At 69.6% G+C, this 19,062-nt stretch carries 16 protein-coding genes; 7 read left to right on the forward strand and 9 right to left on the reverse strand.

Features of this window, described 5'->3' with window-relative positions:
* Positions 1–13: 13 nt before the first annotated feature.
* On the forward strand, positions 14–649 hold the full coding sequence (locus tag ACTMTF_RS47215) for a nuclear transport factor 2 family protein (RefSeq protein WP_441116633.1): 636 nt from the start codon (positions 14–16) through the stop codon (positions 647–649).
* Positions 650–702: 53 nt separating this feature from the next.
* On the opposite strand, the gene ACTMTF_RS47220 is transcribed toward ACTMTF_RS47215, so the two are convergent.
* From ACTMTF_RS47220 to ACTMTF_RS47260, 9 genes are all read right to left on the reverse strand, one after another.
* Positions 703–993, reverse strand: a complete 291-nt coding sequence (locus tag ACTMTF_RS47220) for an integrase core domain-containing protein (RefSeq protein WP_441116634.1) — start codon at positions 991–993, stop codon at positions 703–705.
* Positions 944–1,696: an SAM-dependent methyltransferase gene (locus ACTMTF_RS47225; protein WP_441116635.1), complete on the reverse strand. Its 753-nt coding sequence runs from the start codon at positions 1,694–1,696 to the stop codon at positions 944–946. The genes ACTMTF_RS47220 and ACTMTF_RS47225 overlap by 50 nt, the downstream gene beginning before the upstream one ends.
* Before the next feature lie 16 nt (positions 1,697–1,712).
* Complete coding sequence (locus ACTMTF_RS47230; protein ID WP_441116636.1) at positions 1,713–3,053, reverse strand: hypothetical protein; 1,341 nt, start codon at positions 3,051–3,053, stop codon at positions 1,713–1,715.
* Entirely contained in the window at positions 3,050–6,289 is a 3,240-nt protein-coding gene (locus tag ACTMTF_RS47235; protein ID WP_441116637.1) for a lantibiotic dehydratase, read from the reverse strand. The genes ACTMTF_RS47230 and ACTMTF_RS47235 overlap by 4 nt, the downstream gene beginning before the upstream one ends.
* 78 nt (positions 6,290–6,367) lie before the next feature.
* Entirely contained in the window at positions 6,368–7,750 is a 1,383-nt protein-coding gene (locus tag ACTMTF_RS47240; protein WP_441116638.1) for a lanthionine synthetase C family protein, read from the reverse strand.
* Positions 7,743–8,705 carry a hypothetical protein gene (locus ACTMTF_RS47245; protein WP_441116639.1) on the reverse strand — a complete coding sequence of 321 codons (963 nt, stop codon included), beginning with the start codon at positions 8,703–8,705 and terminating at the stop codon, positions 7,743–7,745. Before ACTMTF_RS47245 ends, ACTMTF_RS47240 begins: the two co-directional genes overlap by 8 nt.
* Positions 8,706–8,795: 90 nt before the next feature.
* Positions 8,796–8,963, reverse strand: coding sequence for a hypothetical protein (locus tag ACTMTF_RS47250; RefSeq protein ID WP_441116640.1), 168 nt, complete (start codon positions 8,961–8,963; stop codon positions 8,796–8,798).
* Positions 8,964–9,046: 83 nt separating this feature from the next.
* Positions 9,047–10,465, reverse strand: coding sequence for an aKG-HExxH-type peptide beta-hydroxylase (locus ACTMTF_RS47255; RefSeq protein ID WP_441116641.1), 1,419 nt, complete (start codon positions 10,463–10,465; stop codon positions 9,047–9,049).
* A gap of 451 nt (positions 10,466–10,916) precedes the next feature.
* Entirely contained in the window at positions 10,917–11,729 is an 813-nt protein-coding gene (locus tag ACTMTF_RS47260; RefSeq protein WP_441116642.1) for a spermidine synthase, read from the reverse strand.
* A gap of 943 nt (positions 11,730–12,672) precedes the next feature.
* On the opposite strand from ACTMTF_RS47260, the gene ACTMTF_RS47265 reads away from it, so the two are divergent.
* The 6 genes from ACTMTF_RS47265 to ACTMTF_RS47290 all read left to right on the forward strand — a co-directional run.
* The gene (locus ACTMTF_RS47265) at positions 12,673–13,191 is read left to right on the forward strand and encodes a MauE/DoxX family redox-associated membrane protein (protein ID WP_441116643.1); all 519 of its coding nucleotides are present in this window, start codon (positions 12,673–12,675) and stop codon (positions 13,189–13,191) included.
* Positions 13,192–13,252: 61 nt separating this feature from the next.
* Positions 13,253–13,831, forward strand: a complete 579-nt coding sequence (locus tag ACTMTF_RS47270; RefSeq protein ID WP_441116644.1) for a TlpA family protein disulfide reductase — start codon at positions 13,253–13,255, stop codon at positions 13,829–13,831.
* 20 nt (positions 13,832–13,851) lie between these two features.
* Entirely contained in the window at positions 13,852–15,711 is a 1,860-nt protein-coding gene (locus tag ACTMTF_RS47275) for an ABC transporter ATP-binding protein (protein ID WP_441116645.1), read from the forward strand.
* The gene (locus tag ACTMTF_RS47280; RefSeq protein WP_441116646.1) at positions 15,708–16,196 is read left to right on the forward strand and encodes a S26 family signal peptidase; all 489 of its coding nucleotides are present in this window, start codon (positions 15,708–15,710) and stop codon (positions 16,194–16,196) included. The genes ACTMTF_RS47275 and ACTMTF_RS47280 overlap by 4 nt, the downstream gene beginning before the upstream one ends.
* Positions 16,197–16,575: 379 nt before the next feature.
* Complete coding sequence (locus tag ACTMTF_RS47285) at positions 16,576–18,861, forward strand: ATP-binding protein (protein ID WP_441116647.1); 2,286 nt, start codon at positions 16,576–16,578, stop codon at positions 18,859–18,861.
* A 6-nt stretch (positions 18,862–18,867) separates the two neighbouring features.
* The coding region (locus tag ACTMTF_RS47290; RefSeq protein ID WP_441116648.1) for a hypothetical protein at positions 18,868–19,062 on the forward strand (195 nt) is incomplete at its 3' end.

Raw genomic sequence — 19,062 nt, forward strand, 5'->3', positions numbered from 1 at the left:
ACGAGAGGACGACATGGTGAACCCTGACCACAGCGAGCGGCTGGCAGTCCTCCTGGACCGCGAGGAGCTCTTCGACCTGGTGAGGCGGGAACGCTTCGCCCGCGACCAGCGACTCTTCGACGTGATGCGTGACTGCTTCCACGACGACGCCTACGTCCGGACCACGTGGTACGACGGACGCGGCGGCGAGGCCTACGTCGAGGCGACGAAGACGTGGATGGGGCGGACCGGGAACAGCAAGCACTGGGTCTTCCCCGCCTACGCGCGGGTCGAGGGCGACCGGGCTACCGTGGAGAGCCCGGCGAAGATCTTCAACCGGACCACGGTGGAGGGAGTGAAGGTCGACTTCCACGCCTACTGCCGGTTCTTCTCGCGTGCCGTTCGGGACGAAGGACGGTGGAGGCTGATGAGCTTCGAGGTCCTGCTGGAGCGCGACGAGCTGCGCCCCGTCCACGCGGGTGAGGTGCTCCCGGTGGACGTGGCCCAGCTCGCTGGGCTTCGGCCGTCCTACCGGTTCCTCACCTGGATCCAGTCGACCCGCGGCGTGACGGTGAGTCAGGACCTGCTCGGCGACGACCGGCCGGCCGAGCTCGACGCGTTCCACCAGGGCGAGACCGCCTGGCTCGCCGGCACATGTGGGGCTCATTAATAGGATGCGGGGTCTGAGCTGCCGGTTCTCGAGTGGTGTCAGCCGTCCGACCATCAGCTGGCGACCCGGTACTCATTGATGAGGCCACCAAGGATGGCTTTGCGGTGGACACCGTGGTCGGCCAGGTCAATGGGGCTTGGCGGTCCTGTTTCGGCTTGCGATGGGGACAGCTGTCCGATGCCGCGGTGAGGTCGGGCCGTGTTGTAGTGCGCCAGGTAGCGGGTGAGGGTGCGGCGTAGATGGTGCTCGTTGAGGATGAGCGTGCTGTCCAGGAGTGCAGCGGCGGCGTGGCCGTCACTTCTTTCTCGCCACGATCCTCGGCCACCCCATCGTGCGGCCGGCATCCACGGCGAGCCTGCGGGCCCACTCTGCGCAGGCCGGGCGCGCTTGCGGTGCGGCGGCCAAGGCGGCCAGCTCCTGCCAGCGCAGGCAGTGCTTCCACCCGTCGGGCACCAGATCGGCGTGTTCCACAGTCATGGGACCTGAGCGCTCCAGATGGTCGCGCCACCAGCCCGGGCTGTGGAATGCCTTGTGGTCCCAGGTCCACATGTCGGCCAGGTGCCCGGGCGGCCCGCCGTCCAGTTCCTCGGTCACCCCCAGCACCACGATGCCCAGCACGCCGCCGGGGGCAAGGAACTGCTGCAGGTAGCCGAGATAGAGGTCGTCGGTGCCGAAGTACTGGTAGGCGTCCAGGCTGATGATCACGTCGAAGTACTCGCGGGCGAACCTCAAATCGTGCGCCTCGACGCGGACCGGCATGACCTGCGACTCCACACCGGCCTCGACGATCAGCGGCCAGGTCTCGGGACGCAGCCACATGTCGGCGGCCACGACATCGACCCCGAACTCCCTGGCCAGGAAGATCGAGCTGATCGCCCAGCCGCAGCCCAGGTCCAGCACCCGCATGCCGGGGGCCAGGTCCAGCAGGTCGGTCAGCGACTCGGCCAACCACAAAGGGTTGGGGCCGTCGGCGTATCGGCCCTGCCAGACCGGGTCGTACGACGCCGAGCGCGGGAATTGGGGATGGATCAGTTTTTCGACGGCCAATTCCGGGTCCGTGTCATCAGTTAGCAAGTCGCGTGCTCCGATCCTGTTCGGGGGATGTCGAGACCGTGCGGTCCCGCTGTCGCGGCGGTGCCGCGCCGGTCTTGTGGACCCGGTGGGCCGCCCACCAAGGACCTGCGCCACCAGGTTCGTCCAGGTAGCCGGCCGCCCGCAGCCGGAAGAGCCGCGCGTAGACGCCGCCGGCCGTCATCAGCTCGTCGTGGTCGCCCTCTTCCAGGATGCGTCCCCGGTGGATGACGGCGATGCGGTCGGCGACGGCCCGTACGGTGGAGAAGCGGTGCGCGATCAGCAGCGTGGTGGAGCGGCCGGCGAGGTCGGCCAGTCGTGCGAAGATCAACGACACGTCGCGGAACTCGATCCCCTTGCGCAGCAGGCCGGGGAAGGCCGTCACGGCGGGCCGCGGCGCCGCCACCCGGATGTCCAGGAACTCGAACAGGTTCGCCAGGTGCAGGCTGTCGTCGTAAAGCTTCGCCAGGCCCTGAAACAGGCTCCGGATCGAGGTCTGGATGAGGATCACCGAGGTGACGTACGCCATGAGTTGCCCCGCCTGGCCGCTGCGCATCGTGTCCTGTACGACGAGCAGCACGGCAATCCCCACGGCGACGGCTCCGGCCAGCGCGAGCAAAGCGCACACGACCGCGTGGCGCCGCGGGAACAGCGGGCCGAGCCCGAGCAGGCGGACCTCCGCATAAGACTGGTTGTGGGTCAGGAGATGCTCCAGGTACATCAGCCGGCGCTGATCGGCAGAGCGCGCGTACTCCATCTTCCAGATCGCCTTGTGGTGGACGATCTGCGCGACCACCAGGGGCACCGGTGAGACGGCCATGAGAGCGGCGGCCGGCGGGGACCAGGACAGCAGCAGTGCCGTTACCGAGCCGAGCGTGACCGCGGCCGACACCGTGGCCGGCAGACCGGCGAAGAACTGGTACGGGCGGCCGCTCGCCCCGGTCCTGGCGCGGGCCAGCGAGTCGTAGACCTCGGCGTCCTCGAAGTGCCGCAGCTCCAGCGTCAGCGCCTTGGCCAGGATCCGCTCGGTGACGGTGTTGTCCAGCCGGAGGTGCAGCAGCGCCTCGACGTAGCGCTGCCAGACCGCGAACAGCAGCGTCGCCGTCGACGCGGCCGCGAGCCCGAGCACGGCGAGGGTGACGTCGTCGGCCCGCACCGGGGACCCGCCGCGGGCCCCCTTCCCCAGCACCTGCAGCGACCAGCTCAGAATCGCCAGACTGGCAGCCGGCAGCAGCGCGCTCGCCGCCGCGAGCAGCACGGCCGCCGTCATCTTGATCGGTACCACCGCGGCCAGCAGGCGCACCATGCGCACCAGGACCTGTCCGCGGCTCACCGGCGCCTCTCGGCTGCCGCGCCGGTCAGGTCGGCGGCGGGGCGGTTGCGGATCGCGCGCCGGCTGAGCGACCACAGCGCCCGGCACAGCCGCTCGCGGTCGCGGTCGATCCCGGCGAGCCGGATCGACTGGATGTGCGCCAGGCTCTCGACGACGTTCTGCTCGGTGCCGGTCAGCAGCCGGAGGGAGGCGAGCTCGCGGATCCGCCGGCTCGCGTCGGCGAGCGGCTGCCGCTGCCGGGCGAACACAGGCCCCAGCACGGCCTGATACTCCGCCGCGCGCGGGTCGGGACGGCGCTCTCCGGGGGTAAGGAGCTCGCAGAGCAGCGGCCGGAGCTCGCGGAAGCGCTTGCGGGCCGCGTCGGTCACGTGCGCTGCGCCGTCATGCGGGTGCGGGCCGGCGCCCCAGGCCTCGTACAGCTCGTGCAGCGCGGCCACCTGCACCACGTCGGGGTCGAGCCGGCCGCGCCCGGCGTGCAGGAGGCGCACCAGGTCGGCCGCGACCTCGCTGCCGGCCCAGAACGCGGTCTCCACCGTGTCGATCGCGTGCCCGCCGCCGTACCGCTCCACCTCGCGGTCGTAGCTGCAGAACGCGAGATCCGTGGCCTGTCCGTCACGGACGAGGCCGCGGACCCAGGCCGCGCACTGGGACATGACCTCGGCGGCCAGGTCCTGGGCGGACGCATGGAACCGCAGGCGCAGGTGCGGCAGGGGATCGGCGTACCGGATGAAGAACCAGCGATCGGTCAGGCGGTCGAGGTCGGCCAGCAGCATCCGCAGCGGCCCGGCGATGATCCCGTCGTGCTGGTCCGACGCCGCGTACAGCTTCAGGTGGACCCATTCGTCGCCGGGCAGCCAGCGGCGTGTGACGGCGGGAGGCGCGGTCGCGCGGGGGACGCTCGGCTCCGGCATCCGCGCGCGGTCACGCAGCACCAGCGGCACGACGAGCTCGGCGTGGTAGGGGCGCCCCGCCCGGTCGCGCAGCCACAGGTCGCCGGGCGCGGGAATCGCTTCGAGCAGGCGGATCGACTCGCCGGGCTCGCCCGGCCGGGTCACTTGGCGGTGCAGTTCGTCCACCCACAGCGGGTGATCCAGATCGAGCAGCAGCCGGTTGTCGCGATGGGTCAGGTAGACGTGGCGGGGGACCTGCCACCTCCGCCGCCATCTCTGGCAGGCGTGGAAGAAGTCGTCCGGATCCTCGACGGCCGGGAAGGTGGCGGCGGTGACCGTCCACTGGGCTGGATGCACCACCACATTGCCCCGGGTCAGCCGCGGCAGGAAAGGCGCGCCTGCCGCGCCGCCCCAGTCGAACATGCACGCCGGAGTGTATCCGTCCTCGGAGAACTCCAGCAGGGCACGGCAGATGTTCGGCGCCTGGGCGACGTTCACCGCGTGGGTCTGGCTGACCGACAGGGGACGGCCCAGCGAGACTGACCTCAGGTAGAAGTGGTTCGCGGCGGCGCCGAGCATGATGTCGGCCAGTGGGATCCGCCGCACCGGCGGCCCGGTCGGCTCGGCGTTCACGCACACTTCGTAGTCGCGCGTAGGGTGATGGCCGGCCAGGTTGCCGCTGCGGTTGTTCCTGATCCCGTAGTTGAGCTCGGCGAACACCGTGTCCGGGCGCAGCGTTTCCTCCAGCCGCTGCTGGGCGCGGATCCGTGCCACGGCGGCCTCGTCGAACAGGTCGAAGAACCGCCCGAAGGCCTGCCAGCCCCCGTAGTTCCCGATGGTGTTGAGCACCAGCCGCCACCGGCCGTCGCGGATCGCCTCGGGCGAGCCGGCGGCGATCTCGAAGAAGACGTCTTGAGAGGTACGCGGGCGGCTGTGCGCGTCGTCCGGACGCCAGACGGTGATCCGGTCGAGCAGCTCGTCACCGAGCTCGACCGCGAGCAGGCCGTCGCGGGAGGCGCGGACCGCCGTCTCCACCAGGGCGCGGTCGCGCTCGAGATGCTCGGGCTCCGGCTGCCGCGGCCACAGGCGCCCGAGGACCGGCTGGCGGTACCTGCCGGGCGGCCCGAGGCCGGTCTCCGGGTTGAGCACGTCGAGCAGCGGCAGCTCCACCTCGGCGCCGTAGTGCTCCAGGAAGACGTGATGGTAGTCGACGATGTGCGGCCGCCGCTGCCGGGCGCACCCGAGCCTGATCAGCAGCTCGGCCGCCTCGGCCGCCGCCGCGCCGATCTCCGCCGGCAGCGTCGCGGGCTCCAGCGCGAGCGCCGTGTCGAGCTGGAACGTCGGGCCGGTGAAGCCCGGCGTCATCGCGCGCTGGCACGCTTCCAGCCGGGCCACGTCCGCCGGGCCGGTCCGGCCGGCGCGCCGGTCCACCTCGTCGGCGAGCTGCCGCATGCGGATGAGGCCGTCGACGACGTCGTCGTGCACGCCCTGGTCGATCAGGCGCTTGACCAGGTGGACCTCGGGCAGCGGCTCGGTCGGCGCGGGCAGCAGGTCGGGCAGGAGGATGCCCAGGTCCCAGAGCTGGTCGAGCAGGCGGCCGATCTTCTCGGGGGGCGCGGCCGGGAAGCGGCGGGCCAGCCCGGCCGCCAGCTCGCCGAAGGTCGGCGTGTGCTCCGCCAGCTCCAGCGCCACGGCGAGGGGGCGGCCGACCGCCAGTTCGATCCGCCGGGACGCGGTCCGGTCCGGGTCGTCGAGCCTGTACAGGACGATCCGCGTGCCGAAGCGGTGCAGCAGCGCGTTCACCCGTACGCCGAGCCTGTCGCGGACGGCCCGGTCGCGCCCGAGCCGGTCGGTCAAGCGGGCCAGCCAGACGTTGTCGGCCCGGGTCCGGGTCGCCCGCACCGGGTCGGCGGCCAGCGTCGCGATCTCGCCGGTTTCGGGGGCGCTGTGGAACGTGCCGGTGGCGACCCCGGCGAACAGCCCCATGGGGGTGGGCCGAGTGGACATCCTGGTCAGGTACCGGAGCAGGGCGGCGTGCCGGCGGTTCGCGGTCTTGCCGGCGCCGTCGAGCGCGGACAGCGCGGCGGCCAGATCCGGACTCGCAACCTGGACCGCCTGGCCGACGCGGGGCGAGGCGGCGAGTTCGCGAAGGGTCCGCCGACCCTGGTCGCGTGCCTCCGCCAGCGCGGCTCTCCCGGCGGCCGCGGCATCCGGAGGCGGCACCGGCGCGCTCTGGCTCAGGCCGGCGAACGTGTCGGCGGGCAGCACAGGCGCGCGGAGCATGAACAGCTCCGATGCCGTGTACAGGCTCGTGTGCTCCGCCTGCCCGCTGTCGGGGTGTGCCATGCGGCTCGTTCTCCTTGCTCTCGCGTTGCCTCCGCGGCGCCCGTCGGACGCCGTGCTCGCTCGCCGTTCCGGCCCGGATCAGTCGGCCAGCAGGGCGTGGGCCCAGCGGGGTGGCACCCGCTCGGCGACGGACAGCAGCGCCAGCGCGACGCCCGCTGCGCCATCCAGGAGTCCGGGGTGGTCAATCCAGGCGCCGTCGGGGCTGGCGGCGAGCACCGAACCCGGCTCACCGGCCACCTGCGGCTTGTAGTCCCGCACGATCAGGGGGTGGCTCGGGTCGCAGCCGCCGAGCAGCCGGTCGACCAGGCGCTCCAGCGCCGCCCTAGCCGCCGCGCTGCCGGCCCGCGTGGCGAACTTCCCGCAGATCAGCAGCACTCCCGCGAGACCATGGCACAGCCCTGGACCGGTCCTGCGCGGCCGTGCCTCCATCTGGAGCAGGGCGGCCTCGAAACCCTCGATCGCAACGGCCCGTACGGACTCGTCGCCGAGCGCCTCGGCGGCGTCGAGCAGGGCCGAGGTGATGCCGGGAGCGCCGTAACAGTACGCGGGATCGGCCGGCTGCCCCAGGTCCGGCGCGACCTCACCCGACGCGTCGAACGGCATGACCCGCGACCAGGTGCGGCCGTGCTCGCCCTGCCAGGAGGCCGCAACGAGCTGGTCGGCGAGGGCGCGGATCGCCTCGCGCAGGCCGGGAGCCCGGTGACCGGCCAGCCATGCCCGGCTGAGCGCCGCCAGCGGCCCCGGAACGCCGTGGGCCAGGCCGAGGTCCACGTAGCCGTGGGGATAAAGCTCCCTCTCCCCTTCCCGTCCGTAGTTCTCCGGCGCGATCCGCCATGGCGTCCACCGGGAGGTGATGAGCGCCCCGCCGTCAGGACCGTCGGTGGCGCAGCGGGCGACGAGGCGCTCGACACCGCGCGCGGTGATCCGCTGTACGACGTGATCAGCGGGCCGGCGGCAGGCGTAGCCGAGGATCCCGGCCAGCCCGCTGATCACGTCGTAGTCATGCACGATCAGGGCGCGGCCGGCGGAGGGGCCGAACCGGTCGAGCTGTTCGGCCAGCCGGGTGTCCAGGCCGCGCAGCGTCCGGGCATACCGGTCGTCCTCGTCGCATCCGGCCACGGCGAGCGCGATGCCGGTGGTTCCGAGCGACAGCCCGGGGCGCCGCAGCGGGCGCTCGCGGGTGCTCGCGGCAGCCAGCTTGAGCCACTGATGGGCCTGCGCCCACCAGTGATCGGATGAGTCGGGGCAGGCTCGGGCGGCGTGCGCGAAGGCGAGCGCGCTGCCGGCGGCGCCCGCGTACAGCGCCGCGCCAGGCTCCCACACCGGACGGCCGACCATCGCCGAGGCCGCCTGCCCCACCTTGACGACCAGCTCCTTGTCGCAGAGGCGGTGCAGGATCTCCACCGCGACCTTGCGGGCCCTCGACGCCGTCGCGGAGGACAGCAGACCGGCGTCAGTCATAGTGGAAGATCTCCAGGAGATGGCCGAACCGGGCGGCGAAGAGCCGGTGGTGCTCCGCGGTGAACACCACCCGCCAGGCGCCGATCTGGCCGCGGTGGAAGCTGTAAGCGTTGCGGTTGAACACCTTCTGGGCGACGACTTCGGGATCGATGTCGGTCCCGACGTGCTCGGCAACCCGCCGCACCGCGGCGAGCTGGCGTTCCGCGCTGCCGCCGCCCTGCTCGCCGATCAGCTCCTCGAACGACACGGCGCACACGTCCGGATGGTGGAACAGGCTGATGGCGGCGTCGAAGTCGGGCAGCAGCGGGATGGCCGGGTCGCGGAGGAGGTAGGTGATCCGATCGGACATGGTCGGCATGTTCCGCAGGATCGGGCGGAACACGGCGGCCTCGGGCTGGCGGCCGAGCGCGTGGCCGCCCTCGCCGGACAGGAACGTCGCCATCGAGATGAGCGTGTCACGCGGGTCGCGGTAGCCCAGGACCATACGCGGCCCGGACAGGCTCTCCCACTCCCTGAAGAACACGGGATCCACCCGCCAGATGTCGAGCGCGTGGAACGTCCAGCAGATGCCGGGCGGAGTGGTGGCGAAGGGCCGCCCCCAGGCCTCCGGGTGCATCGGCACGGGCTGGTCCAGCTCGGGATAGGCCAGTTTGGTGTGGCACACGTTGCCCGCGGCGAGCTTGGCCCGCCACAGTTCGGCGACCTGGAACCACAGGAGGTTCGTGGCCTGGACGAACCCCTCGCGGTCCGCGCGGTGGTCGAGCCTGGCCACTTCGTCGGGATGCATGTACTGGTCGGCCAACTCGATCCGCTGGCGCAGGCTCAACGCCACCACGGCCTCTCGCGGCGGGACCGCCTCACCGTCGGTGTGGTAGCCGAGCAGGATCATCAACTCCTGCAGAAGATGTGTTCCGCTCTTTCTCGGGGAGACGGCTATGACCCGCCCTGCGGGCATGGAAACACCTCTCATTCGCTGGTCGTCGGCCGGGACCGTCCCGTCGCGACCGGCTGGGCGGCGGGTCGCGACGGGCGGGTCATCTGGTGCTCAGCAGCACTTGCTGGCCCACGAGGTGATCGAGACGCACGGCACACAGGAGTGCCAATGGGTGTGCCGTCCGACGGGCTGGGTTCCCTCGGGCAGGATGGAGATCTGGAGATCCAGATCGAACTCGTCGAGGTCGTCGATCGTGGGCTCGGTCCGCGTGATGGTCACAGCGGTCACCTTTCTTCTGTGTCGTGCCCGGTAGGGCGTGATGGTGTGAAGAGGAAAGCTTGCGGTGCCGGGGTCCGCCGCCCTCAGGACGTCGCCGGCAGCCCCTCGTGGCGAGTGACGACCATGCCGTCGTCGACGAGCGCCAGGAGGGCCGCGTCCACCTGGCGGAGCGCCTCGGCGGGCGGGACGACGTCGGCGACCGACTCGGCGTACTCCTTCCTGATCGCCGCGCCGTCCCGGCCGTCGCAGAGGCTGTACACGAGCCAGGCGGAGGAGTTGAGCCAGCGCACCCGTGGGGGGTCGGCGAGTGCGACGACGAGCCGCCGCTGCTCCGGCAGCGGCACGGCGGCGATCGGGGCGACGCCCTGGAACGTCGTGCCCGCCTGGCCGTGGGGAGCGGCCGGCGCGAGCAGGTCGAGAGCCCTGACCAGCCATGCGGTGAGCTCGTGGCCGTAGGCGGTGAAGAGTTCCGATCGCTGCGCGAGTTGCTCGGCGAGATAGCGGGCGCGCAGTTCGGGCCTCGAGTAGCGCGCGCCGCCGAAGGTCGCGCGGCTGAGGGCGGCGTCCGCCGGCGGCTCCCCGAACCGTCGCCGGATCTCGGCGCCAGCCGAGTGGGCCAGGCCGTGGTAGACGGCGAGATGGACGTACACATGCAGGGCGAACAGCACCCGCATCAGCGACCACGCCTCCCGCCGCCACGGGATCGGTACGACGTCCGATGTCGTGTCGACGTGGTCCAAGACCACCGCGCCGCATCGGATGATCTCGAAGAGGGTGAGGTGGAGGCCCTCGTGCAGCAGCGCCCCCGCCGCGTCCCAGACGTTGCGAAGCTTCTCCGGCGCGATGAAGACGGTGGACGGGAAGCGGTCACCGCCGGATACGGAGTGCAGCGGCCCGTCCGTCCCCTCGTCCCGCGCGAGCCCCACCATGCCGACGTTTCCCAGGACGCCCGGTCCGACGGCCGGCATCAGCGCCGCGAGCAGATCCGCCGCCTCTTCGATCACCGTGAGTCCGGCGGCGGAGGGCTTGATCGGCACGGCTGCTGACCGGTGGGGGAACTGCTCATCGAGCAGGAACCACAGGCGTTCGGCGACAGGATCACCCCTGCGCCGGCTCACCTCGGTCCACACCCAGGCGGAACCGGTCGAGCGCCAGGCGTAGCCGCCGGCTCCACCGGCCGCCCGGCTCACCGCGTAGCCGCCGTCCGCCGGCAGCAGGCCGGGCAGGAGCGGGCCGGCGTCCGACTGCGCGGTCAAGGCCTGCAGGTCGCTCTCGAACGCGTTCCGCAACACCGGATCGCGGCTCATCACCCGCAGGTCCGCGTCGGACGAGGCCGCGCACCGCCGCACCGCCTCGGACGTCTGCGGCCTCAGATCGGCCAGCATGGTCAGGCCGACTCGCAGCCGCCCGAGGACGCGCCGCTCGATGGCGGCAGAGTCGCCGTATTCGGCATCCGTGCCGAGCAACCGCTCCACCTCCTGCCAGATGTCGCGCCGCGTCATGCGGAACTACCTTCCTCTCCGATGCTCATGGGCTCGTCCGGGGAGGTGGCCGGGTGCCGGCGGCACCCGGCCACCGAATCACGCGCTGGGACGGTGCGGACCACGGTCACGCGGGTACCAGCCGCGCTCGGCCGGGTTGTCCGAGGTCACGGTCGGCGCCTCGAGTGACTTGCTGGAACGGATGAGTTCGCGAGGGTCGGGCAGTGATGTCATGATCACCAATTTCCTTTCGGATCGTCGATGTTGCGCAGGTTGACCACCGGTTGCTTCAGACCGGCTTCACGCGCTGTGAGCGCATGTCGTGGCCGGCTCCGTCATCGCGGTCAGGATCTCGCCGCCGCCCGGGAACGGCTCCGCGACTTGCGCGGGCAGCTCATCGCCGCCCAGGCGGCGGCGGACGCCGTCGGGTACCGGGTGACAGCAATCTTGCGGGCATGTCGGCAGGCGGGACTTAAGGAGGTACCGCTGGTGGCGAATCGACTGCGTCCGCGTCGGCCACCGGCTGGGCGTCGCCGACGAAGCGATCCAGCTCTCCACCACTGAGCAATCGCACGGGAGCGGGCGCACGCTCCGCCCACTCGGCCGGCGTCCGCGTCGGCAGGCCGCCGTTCGCGCCCGCGAGTAAGAGGTTTCCGATCCGGTCGCCGTACAGCACGTCCGGCTCACAGAACAGGTACACCTCGCCGAACACCGCACGTAAGGTCGCAACCTGACGACGCGCGAATTCGAAAGGTACCGAATCCAGAATGTTCAGCGCGTAGTGCCCGCCCTGATTCAGTGCCCCTGCCACCGCGGTGGCGAACTCCAGACTCGTCAGCCGCGCGGGTACCCCGGTCCGGATCAACACGTCCGTGACGATGAGGTCGTAGGCTCGCGGACGCGCGAACCGCATGGCGTCCCGCGCATCCGCGATGCGGATTTCTATCGCGGCATCGGACGGCAACGGCAGCACTCTCCTGACCGTCTCCATCAGCGCGGCATCCCGATCGACGACCAGCTGAGCCGACCCCGGCCGGGTGGCGGCCACGTACCGCGGGAGCGTGAGGCCGCCACCACCCAGGTGCAGGGCCCTGATCGGCGCGCCAGGGTCCGCGACGCGGTCTGCGATCGACGCGAGCCACCGCACATACGTGAATTTCAGATGACGTGGGTCGGCGAGGTCTACATAGGACTGCGGGAAATAGTCGAACAACAGCACCCAGAATCCGGGGCGATCGGGATCCGGCGTCAGGTCGGCCACACCGAAATCGGTCGGCACGCTCACCGCACCTTTAGGTGGTTCATAGACAGTCATGAAGCAACGGACCTTTCTGGCGACCTGCCGGCAATGCACGCACGCCCGTTCATGAACCGACCGGCGGGCTCCCCGGAGACCAGGAGGGCCATATTCCAGGTAGCAGGTTCTGACAGTAGGTATTCCCACTGTTGCTGAGCATAGGTCGACATGAGTGACAGGTCCAGGACAGCGGCAGTCCATTTACCGGACATTTCAAGCGCCGGACATCCGTCCCCGTATCTCAGCGTGTCGCGCGAATGGCCCCTGAACTGCTCGACCATCTGCGGCGCACCACCTCACCGGCGTCAGATCACGACACAGATGCCCGGCAAATGTCCGGCAGATGTCCTCCTTGTGTCCTTTCAATTCGCAGCCTTCGCATCAATACTCATGAGGTAGAGCGTCCGAGAACGATCACGGAGAGGCGACAAAGGCATGAGAGCTGCTTTAGCGTCGACGGGCGACAGACTCCTCGCGTTCCTCGCGCCCAAGGCGGTCGCCAGCGCGGGAGGGTGTGAATATGAGAGAAGTTGCCGCGTCCAGCAATGTCGAATAGGGGGCGACGTATATCCTCGCGCGCTGTACATTCTGTACAGCAACTGCGACTTGGTGGTCTCGGGTTGCTGTCCTTAGACTCCAGCAGGCTATGATCCTTGAAATTCTGCTTGGTCCCGCACTGCTGTGGGTGGAGGCCCCTTCTAGGCCGTCGCCGAGGTCGTCAACGGCGTCCTGGCAGATTCAGGCAGCATTCCAACACCGTCGATCGACCAAAGCGTGATTCGTCGGGGCCAAGCAGAATTCCAGGCGCAGTCGATCCCCTGAGGGGTCGGCCGATCGCCATGAACACCAACTGCCATCGCCGCGATCAGCGGCGGGCAGGCTTCGAAAGGATCCACCCAACTTTCGCCCATGCCGGGAAAGAGTCGGAATATTGATTGCTTATATTGGCTTCGGTTGCCGTGTGTTACTTGCGGTGGTGTTCATCGCCGCGGCGGTAAGTAAAGCGCGGGGGCGGCGTGATCGAGCTGAATTCCGGGCGTCGTTGGGGGCGTTCGGCGTGAAACCCCGCTGGAGATCTGCCGTCGCCGCGGCGGTGATCATGTGTGAGCTGGCCACAGCGGCGCTGCTGGCGGCCGATGTCACCGCGCTTGCGGGTCTGGGTGTCGGGGCGGCGCTGTTGATCGTCTTCACGATGGCGATCAGCTCAGTTCTGCGGCAGGGTACGTCGGCGAGTTGCCGGTGTTTCGGCGCGTCGACGCAGCCGCTGGGCAGGCGGCACCTCGTGCGTAACGCGATCTTGTTGTTGATCGCGGCGATCGGCGTCACGGGAACCTCGCCGGCTACAGCCCTGGGGTGGAACCCGGCAGCTTTGATGGTGTCCGGGTTCGTGGCGGTGATCTTGGCCGCTTTGGTCATTTCTTATGACGATCTTGTATCGGCGCTCCTTTGAAGGCGTCGAAGCCGGGCCGCCGAACCTCTGAGCACGTGGCCTTCCGAAGGAGGATGGATCGATGGATGCGGTGTTGATCGCGGCGGTTTTCGTGGTCGGCGTGCTGGGCGGGCTCAACCTGTTGTTGATGCTGGCTGTTTTACGGCGGTTGCGGGAGTACGACGATAAATGGGCACGCGCGGGTATGGATAACCTCGCGGAGCGCAGACTCCTCCCCGAGCCGGGAACGCGGATCGCCGATTTCACCGCGACCACGCTGGACGGCGCCGACATCACCTTGCGCGATCCAGCCGGTGTGAGCGGTGTGGAAGGTCCGCTGCTGGTCGGGTTCTTCTCCACCGGATGCCCGGCCTGTCACGAAGAGCTTCCCCGTTTCGTCGAGTACGCCGCCACCGTGCCGGGCGGACGGGAACAGAACCTGGTGGTGATCTCCGGACCGGCCGACGAGGTCGCGGACATCGTCGAGACCGTCTCACCGATGGCCCGCGTGGTGGTCGAGCCGGAGGAGGGCCCGCTGATGACCGCGTTCAGCGTGCGGCGCTGGCCTTTGTTCGTCTTGCTCGGACAGGACGGCACAGTCCAGACCGGCGCCGGCAGCGTGGCCACTCTGGCGCGATCGCAGCAGGCCGTCTCGGTGTGATGCGTGCAGTTGATCAGGCTATGGGTGATATGGCGGAGTACGCGGCGGGCGAGTCGAGCTGGCGGGAACGATGTGTGATCGCGCTGGGACTGGCCTGGCGGGCCCGGCCCGCACTGCTTGCCGCGCAGCTGGCCGGGGCGCTGGTCATGGGCGCCACACCCGTCGCGGTCGCGTGGCTGACCAAACAGATACTGGATGAGCTGCTGGGACGACAGCGACCCATCGGCTGGCTGCTCGGGCAGAGCGCGCTACTGGCCGGGCTTGGACTGACCGCGGCGGCCTTGCCGCACCTCTTCCACTACGTCGATGCCGAAATGGGCCGCTCCATCCGGCTGCACAGCCGAGACCGGCTGTACGCGGCGTTGTCCCGCCTGGCCGGGCTGTCCGGGTTTGAGAACCCGGTCTTTCACGACCGGATCCGGCTGGCTCAGCAAGCCGGTGAGATGTCACCCCAAACGATCCTGGACGCATCACTGGGCGGCGTGCGCACCGTGGTCACCATGCTGGGGTTCACCGGCTCGCTGCTGGCGGTCAGCCCTGTCATGGCCGCGGTGGTGCTGGCCTCGGCCATCCCGGTGGTCGCCGCCGAGTTGCGCTTGAGCGCCAGGCGGGACCGGATGCTGTGGACCATCAGCCCGCACGAGCGGCGGCAGGTGTTCTACTCCCAGCTGATGATCGACCGCACCGCCGCCAAGGAGATCCGGCTGTTCGGTCTGGCAGACTTCATCCGCTCGCGGATGCTGAGCGAGCTGCGCCAGGTCAACGCCGCACAGCGACGGCTGGACCGGCGGGTGTTCCACACCCAGTTCGCGCTGGCCGCGCTGACCGCTGCCGTCTCCGGCGCCGGCCTGGTCTGGGGCATCCTGCAGGCACGCGCCGGTCTGCTGACCCCAGGCGATGTGATCGTTTTCATAGCGGCCGTCGCCGGGGTGCAGACCGGGTTGTCCGGGCTGGTCACCCAGTTGGCCGGCGGGCATCAGGCGCTGCTGCAGTTCGGCCACTACCTCGCCGTCCTCAACGCCGAGCCGGACCTGACCACACCGGCCCACCCGGTGCCCGCGCCGCCGTTACAGGGCACGATCGAACTGCGCGACGTGTGGTTCCGTTACGACCCGGACAAACCCTGGGTGCTGCGCGGGGTCGACCTGCAGATCCCGGCCGGCTCGCTCCTGGCCCTGGTCGGTGTGAACGGTGCCGGTAAGAGCACCCTGGTCAAACTCCTGTGCCGGTTGTATGAGCCCACCCGAGGCTCGATCATCTGGGACGGCATCGACATCCGTCACATCCCCGTCGCCGACCTGCGCGAACGCATCGGCACTGTCTTCCAGGACCACATGAACTACGACTTCACAGCTGCGGACAACATCGGCATCGGCGACCTGCCCGCCCTGCACGACCGGGACAAGATCCGCGCCGCCGCGGCATCCGCCGAAGTAGACGCCACCATCACCGCCCTCCCCCATGGCTACGACACCCTGTTGAGCCGGATGTTCTTCATGAACTCCGACTCCGACGGCTCCACCACGGGAATGACCTTGTCCGGCGGCCAGTGGCAGCGGATCGCCCTGGCCCGTGGTCTGATGCGCGGCCGCCGCGACCTGCTCATCCTGGACGAACCCAGCTCCGGCCTGGACGCCGAAGCCGAACACACCATCCACCAGCGGCTGGTCGAACACCGCCACGGCACCACCAGCGTGATCATCTCCCACCGGCTCAACGGGGTGCGGATGGCCGACCGCATCGCCATCCTCGACGACGGCCGCATCACCGAACAAGGCACCCACGACGAACTGATGGCGTACGACGGCACCTACGCCCGGCTCTTCCGCATGCAGGCATCGGGCTACGACACCGGCCACGAGCCGCACCCGATCCCATGATCGCCCTGACCTGCGCGCTGGCGATGATCGCAGTGTTCCTGGTGTCGACCGTCCTCGTACGGCGGCGCATCGTGGTCATCACCGTGTCCGGGACCAGTATGACGCCCACTCTGCACCCCGGCGAGAAGCTCCTCGTTCGCCGGTGCGGCATCACCGCGTTGAAGGTCGGTGACATCGTGGTCCTGGAACCACCACGCGTACCCGTCTCCCCCGAGGTCACGGTCCTCGCCCGCCTGCCGACGCGAACGCAATGGCAGATCAAACGAGTCGCGGCACTCCCCGGCGACCCGATCCCCCCACCGGCGCAGGCGGCGGCAGGCACCCTGCGGGCCGTCCCCGACGGCACGTTGATCGTCCTCGGCGACAACAACGCGAGCAACGACTCCCGCCTCAACGGCCCCTACCCCGCCGACCGAATCCTCGGCATCGCCCTCAGAAGACCGGGAGGAGCCACCTTCCCTGGGCACGACTCGCCGCACCCCTGAATCGCGGTTACCTGGCGGAACCGCGCTGTGGGCAGCCTACTTCGAAGGGTGCACTAAGCTGATCATCATTTTGGGACTATCGGTATCGCGGGCCGGTGTCGGCCAGATACGGATCGGTGGAGAAGCCCCGGACGATGTCGGGACGCTTTTGAGGCGATCCACCGCGCCTTCACCGGCAACCTCTGGATGCCGCCGGTCGCACTCGACGCCTGGTCAGCATATATCACCCAGCGTCACAGAACCTTCTGATTGCTTACGATTTCTGTCCGTCTCGCTGTGATCTGCGGAGACGAGGCTGGGCCGACTGTGATGGCTCGCCGGGCTGTCGACGGTCGTGTCAAGATGAATCGGTAGCCGGACCACACGACGAGGAAGGCTCATGGGAGACGATCCTGAGGACGCGAGTCCGAGCCTGGGTTCTCTCCTGCGGGGCTGGCGGGATCGGGCCCTGCTGAGTCAGGAGCAACTCGCCGCTCGGGCGGGCGTCCACGTGCGCACCGTTCGACGGCTCGAAGCCGATGCCGTCGAACGGCCCAGGAATACGTCGATCCTACGTCTGGCCGAGGCTCTGGGGCTGGACACGCAGGAGCGGGCGATGATCATCACGGCAGCGCACCGGGAAGGTGAGAGGGCGGCGCCGGCTGGGGTCGACGCGCCGCCGGTGTGGCACGTCGTGCCCCGGCAACTGCCGGTCGGCGTGACCGGGTTCGCGGGCCGTGCCGACACTCTGACGGAGCTGGATCGGCGGCTCGGCGCAGGCCCGAGAGGGATCTGCGTCGTGTCCGGCACGGCCGGTGTCGGCAAGACATCCCTGGTACTGCACTGGGCGCACCTGGTTCGGGAGCGGTTCGAGGACGGCGAGCTGTACGTCAACCTGCAGGGCTTCGGCCCGGCCGACGAAGCGGTCGATCCGCGGGACGCGCTGCTGGCCTTCCTGGAGGCCATGGGCGTGCCGCCGCAGCGGATCCCCGAGGATCTGCCGGCCCGATCCGCGCTGTACCGCACGACTCTGGCCGGCAGGCGCGTCCTGGTCGTCCTCGACAACGCCCGTGACGCCGAGCAGGCCCGCTGGCTGCTGCCGGGAGGCGCGGACTGCGCCGTCGTCATCACCAGCCGACGCCAGCTCAGCAGTCTGATCACCGAAGAGGGGGCCGGGCTGATCTCGCTGGACGTACTGACGCTGGAGGAGTCCCACGAGTTGCTTGCCCACCGCCTCGGTCGGCATCGGGTCGAGGCCGACCAGCAGGCCACCGATGCGATCATCGCCGCGTGTGCGCGGCTTCCCATTGCCCTGGCGATCGCCGCGGGCCACGCGGTCACCAGGCCTTCTCTGCCGCTCGACGTCCTGGCCACCGACCTACGCCGGGCCACCGAGGACCTAGGTAGGCTCACCACCAGGGACTCGGCCACCAGTCTGCGGGCGGTGCTGTCCCGCTCGTACGCCCTGCTGCCCGACGACGTGGCCCGCCTGTTCCGGCTGCTCGCCGTACACCCTGGGCCGGACATCACCCCGGCGGCCGTCGCCAGCCTGGCAGGCGTCGACCCGGCGCAGGGCCGGCGACTTCTCGACGCACTGCTCGACGCGAGCCTGGTCACCGAGGTCGCGCACGGCCGGTATGCCTTCCATGACCTGCTCCGCGCCTTCGCGCATGAGATCGCGAACGAGACGGACGAGCCAGCCCGTGCGGCTCGCCGCGTAATCGAGCATTATCTGCACACGGCGTACGAGGCGGCCCTGCTGCTGGACGTGCTGGCCGAGTGGATGAAGGTCCCCGAAGCGGCCTCCCCGGGCGTGCGCGCCGAGGAACTGGCAGATCATCGGCAGGCGCTGGCCTGGTTCCAGGCCGAGCGGGCGGTCCTGCTCGCCGTTCTGCGCCAGGCCATGGCCGGCGGACTGTACGACCCTGTCATCCGGCTGGTGTCGGCCGTCCAGGACTGGCTCTTGCGGCAAGGTCACTGGCAGGAGTACGTCGACTACGCCCACCTGGCGCTGGAGGCGGCCGTCCGCCTGGGCGATGACCGGGCGCAGGCGGCCGCGCGCCGGATGCTCCTGCAGTTGTCCGCCGAACGCGACGGTCTCGACCAGGCGCGCATCCACTTCCGGCACGTCATGGCGCTCGCCCGCGAGGCTGGCGACTTGGCCGAGGAAGGGTTTGCTCTCTTCGACATGGCTCTGGCCTGCTTGAAGCAGGATCTCCCCGAGGAGGCGCTGCGGTACGCGGAGGCGGCCCTCACTCCTCTGGGCGCCGTCGGCCTGGCCGCCACCGAAGCCCGCGTCTTGAATGTGATCAGCTGGTGCTGGTGCCTGACGGGCGACTACGAACAAGGACTCCGCGTCGGTGGGAAGGCGCTGGCCATGGCCGACGAACTCGGCGACAGATCCGGCCAGGGCATCATCCTGGACACGGTGGGCTACATCCACCATCAGCAAGGCGCCCACGATACGGCGATCGTGTATTACCGGCGCGCGCTGGCGTTATGCCGTGAGCTCGGCCACCGCCATGCCGAGGGCGAGATACTCCTCCACCTCGGCGACGCCCGCCACGCCACCGGAGACCACACGCAGGCGGAGCGTTCCTGGCGCCTGTCCCTGGCCATTCTCCAAGCGCTGAAGCACCCTGCCGCCGATCAGGCCCGAGCCAGACTCCGGGATCATTTCGCCTGAGTGCCCGTGTACAAACTGATCCTGCGCTTGCTGCGTGAGGCGGATATAGGGCGAAATGGTGACGTAGAGCAAATCTTCTGCGACATAGAGCAACCTTCCGGTAGCAACGGTGGTCATCTCAGCCTGTCGGGTGGCCGGGAGGAGTTTCACCTCCCGGCTCCCACAGATCCGTACGTGAACCTCTCGGTTCATACGGCTCTT

The organism is Nonomuraea sp. ZG12 (genome assembly GCF_052068115.1).
Taxonomy (GTDB): domain Bacteria; phylum Actinomycetota; class Actinomycetes; order Streptosporangiales; family Streptosporangiaceae; genus Nonomuraea.